General features: G+C 46.5%; 20 protein-coding genes. 6 read left to right on the forward strand and 14 right to left on the reverse strand.

Going from position 1 to position 17693, the window contains the following annotated elements; genetic code table 11:
- Positions 1-2 precede the first annotated feature (2 nt).
- Entirely contained in the window at positions 3-341 is a 339-nt protein-coding gene (locus tag BM056_RS04060) for an NHLP leader peptide family RiPP precursor (protein WP_092468959.1), read from the forward strand.
- 216 nt (positions 342-557) lie between these two features.
- Positions 558-746, forward strand: coding sequence for a DUF2442 domain-containing protein (locus tag BM056_RS04065; RefSeq protein ID WP_092468961.1), 189 nt, complete (start codon positions 558-560; stop codon positions 744-746).
- Here BM056_RS04065 and BM056_RS04070 read toward each other — a convergent pair.
- From BM056_RS04070 to BM056_RS04120, 11 genes are all read right to left on the reverse strand, one after another.
- Positions 743-1384, reverse strand: a complete 642-nt coding sequence (locus BM056_RS04070; RefSeq protein WP_092468963.1) for a hypothetical protein — start codon at positions 1382-1384, stop codon at positions 743-745. The genes BM056_RS04065 and BM056_RS04070 overlap by 4 nt on opposite strands.
- Positions 1385-1421: 37 nt before the next feature.
- On the reverse strand, positions 1422-1853 hold the full coding sequence (locus BM056_RS04075; protein ID WP_092468965.1) for a hypothetical protein: 432 nt from the start codon (positions 1851-1853) through the stop codon (positions 1422-1424).
- A gap of 14 nt (positions 1854-1867) precedes the next feature.
- On the reverse strand, positions 1868-3223 hold the full coding sequence (locus BM056_RS04080) for a radical SAM/SPASM domain-containing protein (RefSeq protein ID WP_092468967.1): 1356 nt from the start codon (positions 3221-3223) through the stop codon (positions 1868-1870).
- Positions 3224-3354: 131 nt separating this feature from the next.
- Positions 3355-3636: an NHLP leader peptide family RiPP precursor gene (locus BM056_RS04085; RefSeq protein WP_092468969.1), complete on the reverse strand. Its 282-nt coding sequence runs from the start codon at positions 3634-3636 to the stop codon at positions 3355-3357.
- 376 nt (positions 3637-4012) lie between these two features.
- On the reverse strand, positions 4013-4345 hold the full coding sequence (locus BM056_RS04090) for an NHLP leader peptide family RiPP precursor (RefSeq protein ID WP_092468971.1): 333 nt from the start codon (positions 4343-4345) through the stop codon (positions 4013-4015).
- 20 nt (positions 4346-4365) lie between these two features.
- Positions 4366-5757 carry a hypothetical protein gene (locus tag BM056_RS04095; RefSeq protein WP_092468973.1) on the reverse strand — a complete coding sequence of 464 codons (1392 nt, stop codon included), beginning with the start codon at positions 5755-5757 and terminating at the stop codon, positions 4366-4368.
- 386 nt (positions 5758-6143) lie between these two features.
- Positions 6144-6380: a hypothetical protein gene (locus tag BM056_RS04100; protein ID WP_131820719.1), complete on the reverse strand. Its 237-nt coding sequence runs from the start codon at positions 6378-6380 to the stop codon at positions 6144-6146.
- Positions 6381-6429: 49 nt separating this feature from the next.
- Positions 6430-8325 (reverse strand): ferrous iron transport protein B, encoded by a 1896-nt coding sequence (gene feoB, locus BM056_RS04105; protein ID WP_092468977.1) that lies wholly within the window; start codon positions 8323-8325, stop codon positions 6430-6432.
- Between the two features lie 16 nt (positions 8326-8341).
- Positions 8342-8569 carry a FeoA family protein gene (locus BM056_RS04110; RefSeq protein WP_092468979.1) on the reverse strand — a complete coding sequence of 76 codons (228 nt, stop codon included), beginning with the start codon at positions 8567-8569 and terminating at the stop codon, positions 8342-8344.
- A 20-nt stretch (positions 8570-8589) separates the two neighbouring features.
- Positions 8590-8811 carry a FeoA family protein gene (locus BM056_RS04115; protein WP_092468981.1) on the reverse strand — a complete coding sequence of 74 codons (222 nt, stop codon included), beginning with the start codon at positions 8809-8811 and terminating at the stop codon, positions 8590-8592.
- Between the two features lie 370 nt (positions 8812-9181).
- Entirely contained in the window at positions 9182-9655 is a 474-nt protein-coding gene (locus BM056_RS04120; protein WP_092468983.1) for a universal stress protein, read from the reverse strand.
- A gap of 226 nt (positions 9656-9881) precedes the next feature.
- Between BM056_RS04120 and BM056_RS04125 the strand changes: the two genes are divergently transcribed.
- Positions 9882-10352, forward strand: a complete 471-nt coding sequence (locus BM056_RS04125) for a hypothetical protein (protein WP_337833484.1) — start codon at positions 9882-9884, stop codon at positions 10350-10352.
- A gap of 200 nt (positions 10353-10552) precedes the next feature.
- Here BM056_RS04125 and BM056_RS04130 read toward each other — a convergent pair whose 3' ends face one another.
- Positions 10553-11890, reverse strand: a complete 1338-nt coding sequence (locus BM056_RS04130) for a YeiH family protein (protein ID WP_092468987.1) — start codon at positions 11888-11890, stop codon at positions 10553-10555.
- 507 nt (positions 11891-12397) lie between these two features.
- Here BM056_RS04130 and BM056_RS04135 point away from each other — a divergent pair.
- Genes BM056_RS04135 through BM056_RS04145 form a run of 3 tightly spaced genes read left to right on the forward strand, consistent with a single transcriptional unit; the run spans position 12398 to position 16086 of the window.
- Complete coding sequence (locus BM056_RS04135; protein ID WP_165613368.1) at positions 12398-13999, forward strand: sensor histidine kinase; 1602 nt, start codon at positions 12398-12400, stop codon at positions 13997-13999.
- 5 nt (positions 14000-14004) lie between these two features.
- Entirely contained in the window at positions 14005-14619 is a 615-nt protein-coding gene (locus tag BM056_RS04140) for a response regulator transcription factor (RefSeq protein WP_092468993.1), read from the forward strand.
- A gap of 9 nt (positions 14620-14628) precedes the next feature.
- Positions 14629-16086, forward strand: a complete 1458-nt coding sequence (locus BM056_RS04145; protein ID WP_092468995.1) for a transcriptional regulator — start codon at positions 14629-14631, stop codon at positions 16084-16086.
- Here the strand turns inward: BM056_RS04145 and BM056_RS27160 are convergent.
- Positions 16083-16217: a hypothetical protein gene (locus BM056_RS27160; RefSeq protein WP_274377511.1), complete on the reverse strand. Its 135-nt coding sequence runs from the start codon at positions 16215-16217 to the stop codon at positions 16083-16085. The two genes, BM056_RS04145 and BM056_RS27160, sit on opposite strands and share 4 nt — an antisense overlap.
- A 129-nt stretch (positions 16218-16346) precedes the next feature.
- Positions 16347-17477 (reverse strand): YeiH family protein, encoded by a 1131-nt coding sequence (locus tag BM056_RS04150; RefSeq protein ID WP_092468997.1) that lies wholly within the window; start codon positions 17475-17477, stop codon positions 16347-16349.
- Between the last annotated feature and the right edge of the window lie 216 nt (positions 17478-17693).

Below are 17693 nucleotides of genomic sequence, written 5' to 3' on the forward strand. Positions count from 1 at the left end.
AAATGAGCGAACATAAAAAGTACACTCAAAAGCTGCCCACCTGGCAGGAGTTCCAGAACGGGCTGATGGTCAGAGCGCTAAAAGACGAGAGTTTCCGCAAGGAACTGCTGGTTAATCCCAGGGCGGTGGTGGAGAAGGAAATGGGTAAGCTTAAGCAAGGGGCTAAACTTCCTGAAAACCTGGAGGTCAAGGTAATTGAGCAGCCCCAAAATGCCCTGTACCTTATACTGCCAACCATTTCGGATGAACTTTCTGATGAATTGCTCGACGAAGTGACAGGCGGGATGAACTCAATGGAATATATGATTCGTTATTGGCTTAAACAATTTGGCTTAGCTTAAACAATTTGGTAAATATAACGTGGTAGGCGGTGTTTTCACCGATGATATTAGGTATTCAGTTTGCAGCTTTTTTCCTTTTGTTGCCGTATGTGAAACAATACTTAAAAAAAATGCCAAAAACCATCCTTTCGAATGGGGCGAGAAATAAAATTCTGCTTTATTATATAAGGCAGAATTTTTCATTTTTAAGAAAAGGAAACAATGGAGGTACTTTTAATGGGAACCATTCATTCAGTTATCACCCTGGATGGCTATCGGCTGCTTATAGAGCTTAACATCGGCAGTAGCATTATCCCGAATTTAGCGGGGAAACTGAAAACCGCTTGCTTTGCGGAGCTTTCCGATCTAGCGGTATTTAACAATGTTAAAACCGATAGGGAAACGGTCATTAACCTATTTCCTTAAACTAGATCATTTCTGTCCGTACGAACAATTGCTTCCGGTTTAAGGGTTATAAAGACCAACAAGGAAAAGCAAAGAGATACCTCGAGGGTATAAATCAAAATACTCTTTAAGCGACTCCACAATTCATCATGAAAATACTTTACATCGATATCTGTGCCAACTATTCCGACGATATCGCCGTTTTTATTAATTAAAGGACTATAACCGGTGATAAAAGTACCCCACTTATCGTAGCTCTTCACACCGGTATGCAGTCCGGCCCTGCTGGTATAGGCCTCGGGAGTAAAAAGTTTATCCGCTTCACCCAGGGAATCCTTTTCGGCATCAAAGATGTATTCAATTTGTGAATCAGAAATTTTATGTTTTACGTAAAGGTATTTTATCCCCGTTTGTTGTTGTACCTCGCGAAAATAGTCCTGCATTTGATGAAAATAGGCGTTACGCTCCTTTGTGTTGACTATCTGCTCATATTGGTTGGCATCAATTGCCCCGGCAACCACTTGGGATATGGTTAACGCCTCCTTGCCGATATCATTGGTTGTTCTTTCATACCAATGATCCAGGAAAATTGTTTGTACGGAAATAAAAAAGATAATAATGGCAATGTATAGAATGATTAATCGTGTCTTCCTTTTCATCAGACTTTCTCTCCCTTAAACGTTCTTGGTGTTCTGGCTAGTTCTTTTTACTTTCGGCCTTGAGATGTTCCCCGGCTTTTTCAGCCTCCTTATACATATCCGAATTCTTTGGCGTTACATTCTTGTAGTCTTCGTTAACGCAAAACCACATGCCTTGACACAGCAGATAGAGTTTTCCTGTTTCCTTTAGAAAGTAATATTCCCTTGGTGACGCCTCGGTGTCCTGTTCGTAATAATATATGTCCTTGCCCCTGATCTCCTGCGGAACTAAATTATCATTATCTATTTTTTTTATGCCCTGGAATGATGCCTTCACATTTTCATATTCATTTATAATCTTTAAGCCTGCTGCCGAATCAGCTCCTTTGGCAGGTTTTGCGTTGCACCCGCCAAGTAAAATTGTGGATGCTGCTATAGCAATTAAAATTAAACTTATGGTAATTGCTATTGATAGATTTTTCTTTTTCAATATGGGAAGCTCCTTTACCCTTTAATTTCTTTTTCTCGCATAAACCGATCCCGGATGTAATGCTCCAGACTGTATTTCCACTCCGCGCAATCGGGTCGGTCCTTGTTTACAAACATGGCCCGGTAGCCGCATCCCCCCATACAGATGGGCAGCATCTTGCATGCCACACAGTTGGCATATTCGAAAGGCTCCCAGGTGAGCCAGCGGATCTCGTGCATGCGCTCTTGCTTGGTTCGTTGCTTGAAGTCTGTAATATTGCCAATGCTAGCAGGCTTGTCGCCTATTTCCGACCAGCACTTGTACATGTCACCGTCCGGGCCAATGACATAGGAATTTACCCGGTTAGCCCCGCAGGCATGGGCGATACGGGGGTAGTAGGATATCTGGCCTATTTTAAAGCCTCTTTGTTTTAATGTTTCGTGGAAGGTCTGATTTAACAGGGTGAACTCTTCCATGGTGGTACAGGAGCTTTCAATAGATTTGCAGCCTGCCGTATCTGCGAAAACATGGCCCAGGTGGATGGCTATATCTTTTAGGTTGTTGTCCTCCAGAATATCCAGGAGTTTCAATGCCTCGTCCATGTTGGAACGGTCTACATTAATTCGAAGGGATACTTCCAATTCATTAGCAGTCAACAGCTTGATGCCTTCCAAAATCCGGTCGAAGGTGGGGGTGTTATCGCCTTTAAGCATCCTGCGGCTGTTATGCACTTCGGGCGGTCCGTCCAGGGTAATCTGGAAAGTTTTTATCCGGCTGTCTTTCAGCTTTTGCACTATGTCCGGGTCTTTGGTAAGCAGGTAGCCGTTGGTAATCATTCCGGCAGAATAACCCATTTTGTTTTCTTGGGTGATAGCAATAATTTTCTGCGTCAGGTCATAGATAATTTCTTTGCCCAGGAGCGGCTCACCACCATACCAGGTGATGGATAAAAATTTTATTGTCTTGGCTGCCCGTTCGATATATTTCAGCAATTCTCGCTGCACGTTTTCCCGCATAAGAGCATTTTGGCCGTCCCGCTTGGCCTGGATTTCCTCCGACTGTTCATAGCAATAGGTGCAGGCAAAATTACAGCGTAGAGTGGGCGCAATGGTAAACCCCAGCCCCAGCCGGTTGTATTTATTGCTGTTATAGGCGAACTTCAATATTTTTAACTCATCGGCTGCGTCGTCCAGAACGAATCCTCCCTGCTTCAGCCCGTCGATAAACTGCTTTGTGTCTGTAGGCAAGGTATCGTAGTCAAACTGCGGAAGGTTTAACAAATCTATGTGGGTATTCTCCACCTCGGCCAAGGAAGTGGTCAGGCTATTAAAAAGCATTGCCTTTTCCGGGTTGTCAGTAGGCCAAATAAAGTTGTAAATGGAAGGTTTCATTATGTTTCAGCTCCTTAAAAAGATCCCGGAGAAGAAAAGCTTCTCCTCCGGGCCAAATGTCACTATGGAACAACCACTCACCGAAGCGGCCGGAACGGTGTCAGGTATCTAGTGCAGCGACACAAATAGAGTCAAAATATCACGCGACACGACCCGCCAGCGACCGTGTTCAGTTGTTCATCAGTCAACTCGTCAGGATTATATGGTAGTACAAGGTACACTACTTTAGCCGATTCCTCAAGGACTCTAACCTCGACTTCTTCAGGAACCTGAACGCCTAATTGTCCAAGGGTTTCTTTGGGATTGTCTACCAATGCTTTCTTAAAATCTTTGTCTGATTGCGCCTTCAGGATAATTTGTTGCTTGAATTCTTTACGGGGCGTAGATTTAGATAAATTTTCGTTTTTACTCATTTGGTTTGCCTCCTTGTATCTTTTTGAACGTTTTACTTTTGGTTTCTGTATGTTAATACGTCCCAGCTGGTTTTTCATTACACTTTATAGTAATATTTTTTATGATAGGGGAAAGGGGATGATCGCTATTGGCAAAAAAAATACAGCAACATTTTAGCTGATTTCGGAGCCACAGAACCGGAAATTCTGGAGCTGCTGGCATATAATAAAAATTTTTTCGACCGGGAGCTGTTAAAATCGGTATCTTTTCCCCTTGCTGACGAACCATTTGACGAACCATTTTATAGAAGCGTGGGAATTGTACGGCCGGGAGGCGCGACATGGCAAATGTGCCTTGTCGCGCTGTTGTCTTTAGGATGTGTAAATATCTAATTAATTAAGGACGTATGGTGGGACCTGCTGGTTTTTCAATCTTTGGACTGCATTTTCCAATACATAACCCAAATAACATAAAATCGCCCCCTGCCACGCTGTCCAGCTGTTCGTCAGTCAGTTCATCGGGATTAACAGGCAGGACCAGATACTTAACTTTTGCTGTTTCTGCAACAACTTTTAATTCTAAATCCGGTGGCAATTGGACCCCAAATTCATTAGCAATAACTTTACCGGGGTTAGCTAATACTTCTTTTTTGAAGTTTTCGTCTTGCCAAGCTTTCTCAACAATTTTAGCCTGTAGTTGCTCCCTGGTGAGTATGTCCTTCATGTTCATCACTCCCTTTGGATTTATTATCACGGGTTGACAGAAAGGATAAAGTATTTTTCCCCTTCACCCACGCCAAACCAGAGTTGCCCGTTGCCCACCATAACGCCCATGTAGTTGACAAATAAATTATCAACTTTTTGTTCCGCAACCGCCTTTTTTACATTTAGAGTAAATACAGTGTCATATTGTTTGAGCATTTCCTCTGCATTTTTTATTGTTACCTGTTGATTATGAATCTGCAAAGTCACCGGATAACTAAAATATTTCACCACCTCTTCCCGGTCATCACTATTAATTAATGATTGTACTGCGTAGAAGTACTGTTCAAAGCCCACAGGGTCATTTATGCCGGCTGCGGCATACCTGTTCACGCCTTTTGTCATAGTCTGTTCTGCAGTATCTTCCTCATTTCTGGCTTGTTCTCCAGTTTTTTCAGAGTTATCTTTTTCCGTCAGGTGCTGGGTCGGGCTGTCTGTCTTAATTCCTTCTCTGGTAAGTTCCAGAAGAGCACCGTCCAATATCATAATAAGCGTGTTCTTATCCTTGACCAGAAACATATTGCCAATTTCTTTTGAAATCTGCTCATAATTTGCATCATCGAACACAGTAACCATGGTTGCCTGATTTTCTGGTATATCTGTTTGGGCAAAAGGAATATTATATTGCTCTGTAAATTCCTGTACGGAAATTGTTTTTTCCCGGTAATAATTTCTGTCGGCAATATTTCCTTCCATATATGCGAATACATCGGTGTAATAAAGTTTTTTCCCTATCAGTTGGCGGGCAATTTCGGTGTCAGCATCACCTGATGCGGCTAATAGCCGTTGGATTTTCCATATGCCATAGAATTTTTTGTCCTCGCTTTCGTTGTTAATAGGCTTGAATGATTTTAAGACAACGTCTAAAGAAGAAATAATTTCTGTATATTCCTTCTTATCGGTAGGACTTTTATCGTCATAGGGAAAATCGAAGGAAGGCATGCCGGCAAAAACGTTTCCATTTATAACTCCCAGTTTTTCATACGGAAAAGGCTCATCTTTCTTGTTGGCATCCTGCTCCCATTTTTTCTCACTTCCATAATTTATGACATTGAGTATTACAGGATTCTTTGCGGATACATTCTTGGAAGTTGTCCTATGCTTAACCGTAAAACTGTCATTTTCTTCACTTATAACTACTCTGCCGCTCCAAAACATGGGCGCTTCCAGATAAAAACCGTATTTTTCACTTATAAGGTAAACCAGATTTTCTTGCAGCTCTTTTGTGACTTCCTCACCGGCAGCTGTGTTTTGGTTTTGGTTTGCCGGCACATTTGTAGTTGAACCTTGAGTGGACGAATGCTTGCTGCAAGCTGTTAACCCCAAAATAACAAGCGCAATGATGGTGATTCTTACCGTCAATACCATGACCTTTTTCATGACTTTTACCTCCCTAATTAGTTCTTGCCTGATTGAGCTTTTATGACAAGTTGTTCTGTTTCCTTGCGGCCTTTAGCTTTTTCTCATTTTTTTTGTATTATTGTTTGAAAATGTGGCTTTACTCCAGCTTTGCATTAGCCTCTTTATGTTAGTACGTTGTAATCAGTTTTTCATTACACTTTTTATTAACCACCTTTCCCGGATTTTTTAATAGTCCCTTTATTTTTAAATTAAACAAAAGCAGGTGTATAAATTTACACCTGCTAATTAAGACTTACTTTTCAATTTGTATATTTATTTCCAATTGCTCGGCAGTCGGTGCTTTTTATAGCTTGCGTCATGCAGCAATTAAATCAAGCATATTTGAATAATGATAGTCATTATCATTATCTGGTCGAAAAATCACCCGGTTTTTTGGTGTTTGTGGAGCTTTGCTGCGCGTCTTCAGTATGGCAACTGGAGCCCTGGCAATTACCGCTGCAATTGCAGCAAGAGCTTTCGGAACCACAACAAGTGCCATTTTTCAGGTTGGCTGCTTCCCGGCGAAATCCCCGGAAGGTGAAAAAGCCAATCACCGCCGCCAGGATTACGGTTGAAAGCACTCCTGAATAGCCTTCCATCATAACAACCTCCGTTCATAATTTTTTTACCCCAATGAAATTTAAGTCTGTATTATCCGCCAAAACCCAACAATAAGCCAATCCAGTAAATCAAAAGGGAGACAAGCCAAGCTACGGCAAAGGTATATGCGGCTGCAAATAAAGCCCATTTAAAAGAACCCAATTCCTTTTTAATTGTCCCCAGAGCAGCCATGCACGGGGTGTACAGCAGTGTAAATACCAGGAAAGCATAGGCCGAAAGGGCTGTAAATGTCGCACCTATGGAACCTTGCAGCTGCGTGGCCGCCTGTACTGCTTCCTCTGCCACTTCGCTGATGCCGTAAATTACGCCCAGGGTGGAAACCACTGCCTCTTTGGCCAGTATGCCGGTTAACACTGCAACACCCGTTTGCCATGTACCAAATCCATGGAGGGCAAAGAGGGGGGCGATAACGCCGCCGATGGCAGCAAGAAAACTGTCGGCGATATCCGCCGAACCTGATAAATTATAGCTGGAAAGAAACCAAATAATCACCGACATGCTGAAAATAATGGTACCTGCTTTAACCAAAAATCCTTTGCCTTTTTCCCAGGTCTGCAACAGAACAGTCCTCAGGGTGGGAATCCGGTAAGGAGGCAATTCCATTAGAAATGGCTCCGCATCTCCTTTGAAATAGGTAGATTTGAATATTAACCCCATGACAATTGCTATTACTATACCAAGAAGATATAAAGAAAGAACCACGGTGCTTTCACTGCCGGGAAAGAATAATGCGGCAAACAACGCATATACCGGAAGCCTGGCGCCGCAAGACATAAAGGGTGCGATCAAGATGGCAATCCGGCGGTCTTTTTCAGTGTCAAGGGCTCTGGCGCCCATAATAGCCGGAACGCTGCAACCAAAGCCCACCAGCATGGGCAGAAAAGCTTTACCGGATAAACCGATTCTGCGCATGGCCCGGTCCATAATAAACGCCACTCTAGCCATGTAGCCTGTTCCATCCAGAAAGCTGATCAAAAAGAAGAGGGTAAAAATTAAAGGAACAAAGACTACCACGCTGCCGACGCCGCCGATGATGCCGTCTGCTACCAGGGATTGCAGCCATTCGGCAGTCCCCATTGCCGCCATGGCGCCGCCAACCCATTCTAGCAGGGTTCCGTTGACGAGTTCGTCCAAAAGATCTGAAACCGGCTGGCCTACCCAGGCGAAGGTTAACTGGAACATCATATACATAATGCCGATGAAAATAGGAATCCCCAGTAAACGGTTGGTAAACAAATTATCCAGTTTATCGTGCCATGATTCTACAGCTTCATTAATAACCAGGGCCTTTTCCAGAACTTTATTAATGAATTCATAGCGGGCTTCAATGATTCTTTCCTCAATTAGCTCAGTGTCTTTTTCAGTTTTCTTAATGTTCTCTATCTGTTGGAGATGTTCAGCCAACAGCCGGCTGTCGGCCTTGCCGGGCAGCAGCGCGGCAGAGGGGTCCAACGAATTGACCAGTTGGTTTAATCCTTGTTTATTGGTTGCCACCGAGGATATAACCGTCACTCCCAGTTGTTTGCCCAGAGCGTTCAAATTAATGTCATAGCCTTTGCTTTTAGCTTCATCCATCATGTTCAGGTTGACGATGGTGGGGATGCCCATTTCCAGTAATTGGACCGTCAGGTACAGATTGCGCTCGATATTGGAAGCATCTACCACATTAACTACCATATCAGGCTTTTCCTGCACTAAATAATCTTTAACAATTTTTTCTTCCAGCGAATAGGCACTTAGGCTATATGTACCCGGCAAGTCGATAATGTTGATTTGTTTATTGCCTTTGGCATATTGGCCCATTTTTTTGTCGACGGTAACCCCCGGCCAGTTGCCTATATGTTGCCTGGCTCCGGTCAGTGCGTTAAAAATAGTGGATTTACCGGTGTTGGGGTTGCCCGCTAGAGCTACGTTTAACACTGACATTGCGCTAATCACTCCTTTATACTATATTTACAATAATTTGCTCCGCTTCGGTTTTACGAAAAGACAGGTTATAAGATTTTACCAGCACCTCTATGGGGTCACCTAATGGTGCCACTTTAATAACTTTCAGCCTGGCTCCTTTCATAATTCCCATGGCCATAAAACGTCCCCTGGCCTGTCCTGTGACCTGAACACTGTCCACAAGTGCCGTTTGGCCCGGTTTCACATCTTTTAAGGTAGTCATTTCTTACACCCTCTCCAAAATTATTTGACCAAAATATACCTGGCCATTTCCTGTCCAAGCATAACTTTTCCGCCACGTATGGCCACAACAAGGGGACCTTTATTACAACAGCGGCAAACTTCCACGGGAGTACCGGGGATAAATCCCATCTCTTCCAGGTGGCGCTTGCAATGAGAACAATTATCAATGCTCTGAATGTGAACGGTTCTACCTTTTTTAATGCAGTTTAACGACCTTGGCATAAGATTCACCTCAATTGTAATTATTTAGTTTACTAATGATTATCATTATCAGTGGTATTGGAAAAAAACTCGCCCCAAAGGGTGTCAGACCTCTATAATCCTTCTGGAATTTCTGGGACTTCAACGTCAAGCCTTAGCCAATGATTGACTGACCGGCCGGGGAATAAATGATAATGATAATGATTATCGTATTCATTGTATCTCTTATGAGCCATTTAATCAAGCCCAACTCAATTTCTTTTTAAAAAAATTTGTATTTTTAAAGCTTATGATCATGAAATGTGCCGGCGACGACGCATGCAGCCGAGCAGGAAAAAACCGGCGACAGGCACATTTTTAATTTACGTCACCTTGGCCCGGGGACGGGTTGTCAGCAGCCCCGTCCCCTTGACATGTTGCCGCCCAGCCAAACGGGGCATTTGATCGCCCGGAGCAATTTATTGAGATTAAATTTCAACCCGGCCTCGGCAGGGTGTCCGGCTGCGTAAGGATTGGGCAGCACCAGCAGGTCCGCTTCCCGGGCAAGAGAAATAAGCAGCTTTGCGGTATTGCCCGCCAGTAGTTGTTTTTGCACTTGCACCTGACGGGATTTCGCCAGGTCACAAAATTCATCCAGCACGGCAGAAGCCTGTTTTTGCAGGCCTTCCCCGAGCCAGCTGAAAAATTTGGCCCGGGTAACGGCCCCGCTCATCCACTCATCTCCCAGGATATGAGCCCAGCTTTGATCAATGATAAAAACGGCCCGTATGGACGCGTTCCATAAGCCGGCCAGTTCCAGCGCCGTCAAGCCTGCTTCGCGGGCCGACGGTGAGCCGTCGGTTACATATAATATTTGCGCCGGCATGGCATCCCTTCTTTCAGCGTTATGGCGGGTCACTATGATAATATTTGACCAGGGAGTATGTTGTATCCCAACTCAGACAGGTAAGCAATAGTTATAATAAAATGAAATTGCTAAATGACGCTATACTTGTCAACAAAAAGCCGGCCCGGGAAATCCAGAGCACAGTGTGTGGCTATTGTGTTGTGTTGCATGATATAATAAACTTCAATAACAAATTTAAATAACCTTGCACGGACATGATTTAAAGATCGGGCGGAGCCGTGAGGACGGCTGGGCGTCCGGCGGTTTTACGTTCCGTAAACTGTTGCGAAAGGCCGAAGGGAAGACGATGGATAAAAATAATATTACCTGCATTCAAAAAGCCAAATTTATCTTTGAGTTTTATGAAAAAAGAAAGTGGCAGCCGGGAGAAGAACCTCCGTTAAGCCGGGTTGTTAATGCTGCCACGGTTGACCCCGGGGCGGTCAGGAATTTAGGTACTTTCCTGTCCGGGCGGCTTGATCGTATCGCCCGCATGATGGAAATCCTGCTGGCCGCCCATAACCGGTGGGGAGTAAGCGGCAAAAAAGATAGGGTAATTATGGAAACTGACTCCTTTGATTTTAACGATGCGCTGAAACTGCTCAAGGAAAACGGCTTTAACGATGATGAATTTGTGCTTAAGGTGGAGTATGAGCGTAAATGGGGACTGCTGTAGCACCTGTCATTCGTATGCCTGATCAAGCTGCGCTGCAGTCAGCTCATTGCAGTCAACTTCGCCGTCGGGGAATGAAACGCGGCCAAAAAAAATAAAACGATGTGCCAATCCATAATTTGCGATTACGGCAAAAAGTCCCCGGGTACACGATAGTGTGCACCCGGGGACTTTTATCGTGGTAATTGTTTGGTTGAATTGAGTTATTTGACGGCCACGGCGACCCAGTAGCCGCCCAGTACCAGGATGGAGAAAATGTAACCCAGCGGCACGTTGATTAATACACCGGTGGTGAAGGCCGCGAAGGGACGCCAGCCCACCGAGGTCAGTTCTTTAAAACGAGTGGTCAGGCCGATGGCCAGGAAGCAGAATATGAAAGCCCAGGTTCTTAAGGTGGTAATGGGTTTAATGATATTATCAGTTATCGATTGGGATGTTGGCGCGTCGCTGCCGGCGATAACCATTGTGATCAGCGCGGAGGCCACAAAGAAACCAAGTACAAATTTAGGGAACCTGAACCAGATTTCCGAAGTCTGGGGTTTGGTTCCGTCTTCCCTTTTCTCCCACATGGTGATGGAAACAATGGCCAGGATAAAGCACCAGATACCCACGAACATATCACGGCCCACAACCTTCATCAAAGTAAAGGTGGTGATGGCCTGGTCGCCTATGGCGGCCGCCGCGGCCATACCGGCGGCGTCGGCGAATTCCGAGGTGCCGATCCAGGCCCCCGCGGGGCCGGCGGGAATGCCAAAGACGGAGATGAATACCGGCAGGGCGTAAATCATGATAATAGCCCAGACAACCACCAGTGATATGGCTACGGACACGTGCTGCTTATCAGCTTTTACCGCGCCGCCGATGGCGATGGAGGCGGAAACGCCGCAAATGGAACCGCCTGCGCCCAGGGTGGCGGCAAATCTTTTATCTAGGCCGAACAACCTGGAACCCGCAAAATAAATGGTTAAAAATGTGGAAACGGCAATAATCGTGGCCTGAGTAAAAGCCACCGGGCCGGCTTGCACGATTTTGGTAAAGGGCAGGGTGGCGCCCAGTAAAACAATACCAACTTTAACGTAAAACTCTGTGCGCAATGAAGCTTCCATCCACTTTGGCATTTTTACAATGTTGCCGATGATGAGCCCCAGGGCCAGGGCTACCAGCGGAGCTTCCAGGTTATATTTGCTCGCCCATTCCCAGGCGCCGAAAATTGAGACCAGCACGCTGGCGATAAAGATCAGGATAAAGCCGGGAATGAACTCGCTTAATTGGTGTCCCAGAATTTTCACGGCGATGGAGAAAACCACCGCGAAGGCTATGAACATTAATACCAGCGAGCCGAAATTGGCGCCCAGGAATGAGGTAACGGAGCCGAATTCCGACCATTTGGGGATAGATACACTGATGGAGCTGATGGAACTGCCGGAAAGCCACAGCAGCAGCGCGGCGATTACCAGGCCGAGTCCAAGCCATACCGCCCACCAATCTTCTTTTTTGTAAAGGTCTGACCAACCTCCGCTTACGGCAGGTTTGTTGGACATGGCATAATTCCTCCTTTAAATGTACTAATGAAATGCACTAATTTTAATGTACTGATACAATTTTAATAATCAGTTGATCAGTGATAAGTAAAGGGCCTGTAACAGCCGGCAGTTAACAGGCGCCATACACTGCCCGGGCTAAAGCTGTGCAAACAAATATTACCGGAGCTTATGGCTGAAATAATCAGGGCTAATAATTGCTATAAAAATCTTACCTTATTTTTTAACGCATTCATATCCTTGGGGTGCAGGATGGTTTGTTTCTGCTTGCTACTTGGATATAATGATGCAAGAGGGTGAACACTTTGGTTCAATTAGCAGATCGTTATGATTCACAAAGGAAATAAACGTATAATAATAAAGAAGACTTGGTTCAGGTGGGGTTTTGACCCCACCTGAACCTTAGCTGCACTTATTTCGAGTTTATCGCCGCTAAGACTCCTGCCTATAGAGGCGGGAGTCTTAGCGGCGGTTAACGAGATGAAATAGGTAGTGGGGTGAAAAATGATGGCCATAAGCAAAAGGGTGCGCAGCTGGTTTTACGCCACCCTGGTTCTGTTATTGCTGGTGCCGGCATTGCACCTGTACAACATACAGGTAACGGCGGCGAGTATTAAAGCCTTGTCCGGTGATTTTGAACTGCTGGCGGAAAATTATGCCCTGTCACCGGATATGGGGCTGCTGGTCTATTATGCTCAGGCCTATATTTCGTATAACGATCAAAATTTTTTAGACAAGTTCAATGAAATGGGCGCCACGTTAATTAAAAAAGAGCTGGACCTGTTAAACCGGGCTGATGAAGATGCCAGAAAAGCCGAGCTGAAAAAAATGGTCCTGTTAACCCAGGATTACGTTGCCTATGTGCGCGGGGAAGTGGCGCCGCTGATCCGGTCCGGCAACCGGGGGGATTTCGAGGCGTTGTACCGGGAGCAGTATGACCTGCTGGCTGCGCAGCTGCTGGATGCATCCCGGCGCTTGCTGGCTGAACGTCAAAACACCGTTGCTAAGACGGCTGCCGGTGAAGTGCAGTTACTGGGTAAAACCGGTTTTTTAGCGTCTATTTTGGTTTTGCTTGCCCTGGGCATTACGGCGCTGGGCGCCCGGCACCTGATTTACCCCCTGTCAATAAACTACAGCCACGCGCAAAAGTTGCTTGATTACACCAGAGATGCCGCGCTGGTGATTGATCCCAGGGGCAACATCACCCGGGTCAACCCGGCCTGGGCGGAGCTGATGCATATTCCCGTTTCTGAAATCGAGGCCGAATCACTTAACAGCCTGCACGTGAAATATCCCAAAACTCAGGGGTTGACCCAGCCGCTGTTTAATGTGCTGCTGGACCATAATAAGATATTAAATAACCAGGTCATTTTAAATGAGGCGGAAGAAAAAACATTCATCAATATTGATTACTACCCGCTGCTGAATTTTAATAAGCTGACCGGGGCGGCTATGCTGGCCCACCCCGTGGAGATGCACAAAAATAAGCAATATTTGTTTGACACCATTGAGGCGGAGCGCAAGAAAATATCCATTGAAATACATGACTGGATCGGCAGGGGCATGTCCCCCATCATCCACTCGCTGGACTATATACTGCGGGCGCACCGGCAAATCCCCGAGGAGGTTTACGCCGACCTGGCCAAGCTAAGGGAACACTGTCAGAATGCCGCCATGGATATGCGCAGTATTATGAATGACATCCACCCGTACTTAATTGACAAAGTGGGGCTGATCCAGGCCCTTGAGTCTTATGTGTCCAATTTTGAACAGATGCAGGGTGTTAGGGTGTACATGTTTTACAAGGAACGGACCTTTAATGTGAGTAAAACCGCGGAAATTGTTATTTACAGGATAATCCAGGAGGCGCTGAGCAATGTGGTCAAGCACAGCAGCGCCACGGAAGTGGACATTTATTTTAAAGTTGAAAATGATATTCTTAAGATAGAAATAATGGACAACGGCCGGCCGCCGGAAAATTTAACGGCGGGCAAAGGAATGTGGGGCATGAAGGAAAGGGCCAATTTAATCGGCGGCGACATGGTTTACGCCGGTGATGAAGGCGGTTTTGCCCTGACCTTGACCATTCCCGCCCAGCCGAAAGGGTAATGCAGATGGGTAAGATAAAAATAATGCTGGTGGAAGACCACAATATAGTGCGCGAGGGTCTGAAAAGGCTGATTGAAATGGAAGAGGGGATGGCGGTGGTAGCCGAGGCCGGCACCTGTGCCCAGGCCAGGGCCAACCTGCCGGATGATGCGGATGTTATCCTGCTGGACATCAAACTGCCCGACGGAGATGGGCTGGAGCTGTGCCAGGAAATCAGGCAAAAGGCTTCGCGGGTAAAATTTATCGCGCTGACCACCTATGACGATGCACTGTTTATTAAAAAAGCCCTGGAGCACGGTGTGCATGGGTTTATCCCCAAGTACGCCTCTTTTGACGAAATCAAATCGGCTATCCACATTACGCTGCGGGACGGCCGTTACCTTTATCCCGGGCTGAACATGCAGGCCTTGATGGGACTTTCGGGAACGGGCCTTTCGGAGTTTGAAATACAGATACTGCGCATGATTGCCGACGGCGAAAACCAGAAAAATGTTGCCGCCGCTCTGTTTATCAGTATCTCGACCTTAAGAAGAAGGATCAAGGGAATTTGCACTAAAATGGGCGTGGATACCATTGAGGAAGCCCTGGCCTCCGCGGTTAAAAAGGGGTTGATTCAGTAGGTGGAGAGCTTGACCAGCAAAAAAAAAATTCTGGTTTATTTTGCCGTAATCTTCTTTTTAACGCTGATAATCTTTTTTTTCATCCTGGAATTCCGTTATCTTAACCGGGTGGTCACGGAAAACCGGGGCAATATCAGGCAGATCGTGTTAACCGAAGTATACTCTTACCTGCGCGACCTGCAGCTGTTTACCGAAGATGCGGCCAATTTCGTTGAGGACGAAAACGGGCCGACCGGCCAGGCGCTGCGGTCGGTTGCCGGCAGGGATAAAAGGATTACAGCCGTCTGCCTGCTGGATCGGACGGGGAAAATAATCAGCTCGTTTAAAGGAAACGCACCCGGAGGGAATGAACCCGGAGCAGATGAACCCGGGCTCTACCGGGGTGCCCTGGCCGGCAGCGCACAGGGCATTCCTTATATCTTCGGCGTGGAAAAAAACGGCCGCCTGGACCAGGTGGGGGCTGCCGCAGTTGCCGTGGGGCAGGCGGGCAACCGTTACCTGGTGGTTATTTTCAATGTTAATGACTTTGTAAATCAGTTTATGCTCAAGTACAATACCGGTCAGGTCAAGGCGGGTATCCTGAACCGGGCGGGGGTGCCGCTGGTTTGGCCTTTTGAACAGTCCTCTCTGGCCAATTTCAGCCCCGGCGCTGAAACATTCAAGTTCCAGGCCGATCGTTACAATGTCAGCAGGGCGGACCTGGAAAACTCCTCCCTGGAGGTCTACTTTTTTGACCGGCAAAGCAATTTTGCCGCTTACAGAATCATCACCATCATGTTTTTGCTGTTTACACTTTATTTCTTGATTTACCAGTTTATCGTAGAATTGCTGAACGCCAACAATATCCAATCCTATTTTGAAAACATTGATTTTAATATTTTCAATCATTTAAAAGAGGGCATCATCCTTTCCAATAAGTTTAACAGAGTGGTATTTGCCAACAATGTCATTCACGAGCTGTTTGCCGAAAAGGAAATAATTTTAAAGAAAACCTCTTTGAAGGAAATAACCGGGCCTTTGGATAGCTTTGAGAGCAAGGTGACATTAAAAAAAGCCAATAACCTGCTGGAGATTATTTCCGCCCCGATTGTGAAAAACGGCAGGCTGCTGGGCGCGCTGGTGGTGGTTAGTTTAAGCCATGAAAAAGAAAAACTGTACGGCCGGGCACTGGACAAGGTAATTGAGTTTTCTTCCGACGGGGTGGTTTTTGTGGATAAGGACGGCAAGGTGGTTACCTGTAACATGATGGCCAGTTATTACCTGGGCAGTGTCAAGCCGGATGCCGATATTAATCATGTGAACACTGAACTGGCCGGCCTGGTTGAAAGCAATATCGGGTCGGGTTCTGTAACCAGAAGGAATTTATCCTTCGGGGATGTTTACTGTGAACTGGCGCCCCTGTACGACGCCGGCGGGTTTTATGCCGGCACGGTGGTGTTTTTAAAAGACAGCGGCCAACCGGGCTAATGAAACAGCAGCACCAGGATTAAAATCAGGGCCGATACGGCCAGGGCGGCGTAATCCTCCAGCCGGTCGGAATTAAAAAGCAAATTTAAATTATCCTGTTCATAATTGTGCCGGTCGTGTTGGTCTGACAATACAATGCCCTCCCTTGCAAGCAACTTTATCCAATTCTGAGACTCCCGCTTCTATAAGTGGGGGTTCCATTTTTCTGCCTTGGGTGGGGTAGAGTCCCCCGCTGAAGTTTCGCTGTTCGGCTGGTGCCGTTACGGTTGCTGGCGAATGAACAGCAGCACCATCACCAGCGCCCCCACGGCTTTGACCACGGCGGCGGCTGTACCCACCACCAGCGGTTTACCACCTGCTTTACGCAATTCATCGAAGGATATCTGCATACCCAGGCCTGAAAGGCCGATGGCAAAAAACCAGTTGTACAGGTTGCGGATAAACACCAGCTCGGCGGATGGCGGGGATGTTTCACCCAGCAGGCCAAATGAGGTCAGCAGCACCACGACGAAAAACCCGATTACGAACAAAGGAAACTTCTCCCAAAAGCTCGTGTGAATGGCGTACTCGTTTTCTTCCTCCTCCAGCCGGCGGCTGTTATACACCGCCAGGGCCAGTACGACAAACGGGAGAAAGATGATCCTGGTTAAATTGAAAATTTCTCCCGTTTTTAAACTCTCGGAAACCCTGTGGGCGGTGCCGTGGTCGAAGGCCAGAGCGGCTGCCAGCACCTGGCCGGAATTGACTATGCCCGTGCCGGCCCAGACCCCGAACTGGTGGGGACTCAGCCCCAGCACCGTGCCGATGGTGGGGAAGGTTAATAAAAAAATCAGTCCCACGGCCAGGATGGTGGCTATGGAATAAGCCACGTCGGATATTTTGGCCCTGACGGCGGGAGCCGCGGCTACAATTGCCGAGACCCCGCAAACGGCCGTGCCGGCTGCCAGCAAAGAAGCGGCGGCCGGGGACATGCCCGCCTTTTGGCCCAGGTAAAGGGTAAATAACAGGGTCAGGGAAATAAACAAAAAGATGATTAAAAAGGCGGTCAAGCCCAAGCTGGCCAGGTCGGAGACGCTGTATAACGAGCCCAGCAGAATTACGCCGATTTTGATAAACAGCCGGGAAGTCCTTACGCCCGGCATGAGAACCTCCGGCAGCCCCACCAGGTTTCTTAGCAGCATGCCGGTTAAGATGGAAATGAGAATATAATTCAGGTGCAGTACGTCAATTAATATTTTGCTGGTCAGTGGTTCTGAGGCGAATATCGTTTCCAACCCCGGCCATTGGGGAAAGCCCAGGTCGGCACCGCCTCTGGCCAGCACGGCTACCGCCAGCATCAGGGCTATGCCCGGTAAAAGTTTGGATATCAGGTAAAGCATTCGCACCAGCATAAAAAACCCTCTAAAAGTTATTTAATCCAACTTAAACTAAGTATAATAACTTTTACCCGGGGTAGCAAGGCAGATAAAAAAAGACCGGGCGACCAGAGGACGGGGTTTCTGACAACTATGTCGGTAACCCCGTCCTCTTGTCACTTGGGTTATATTTCTTGTAAAACTTTGTAATAATTTTAAATATATATAAAATAAAACATTGTTTGTGGGTGA

The sequence above is a fragment of the Desulfotruncus arcticus DSM 17038 genome (assembly GCF_900113335.1).
GTDB classification, from domain to species: Bacteria; Bacillota; Desulfotomaculia; order Desulfotomaculales; family Desulfallaceae; genus Desulfotruncus; species Desulfotruncus arcticus.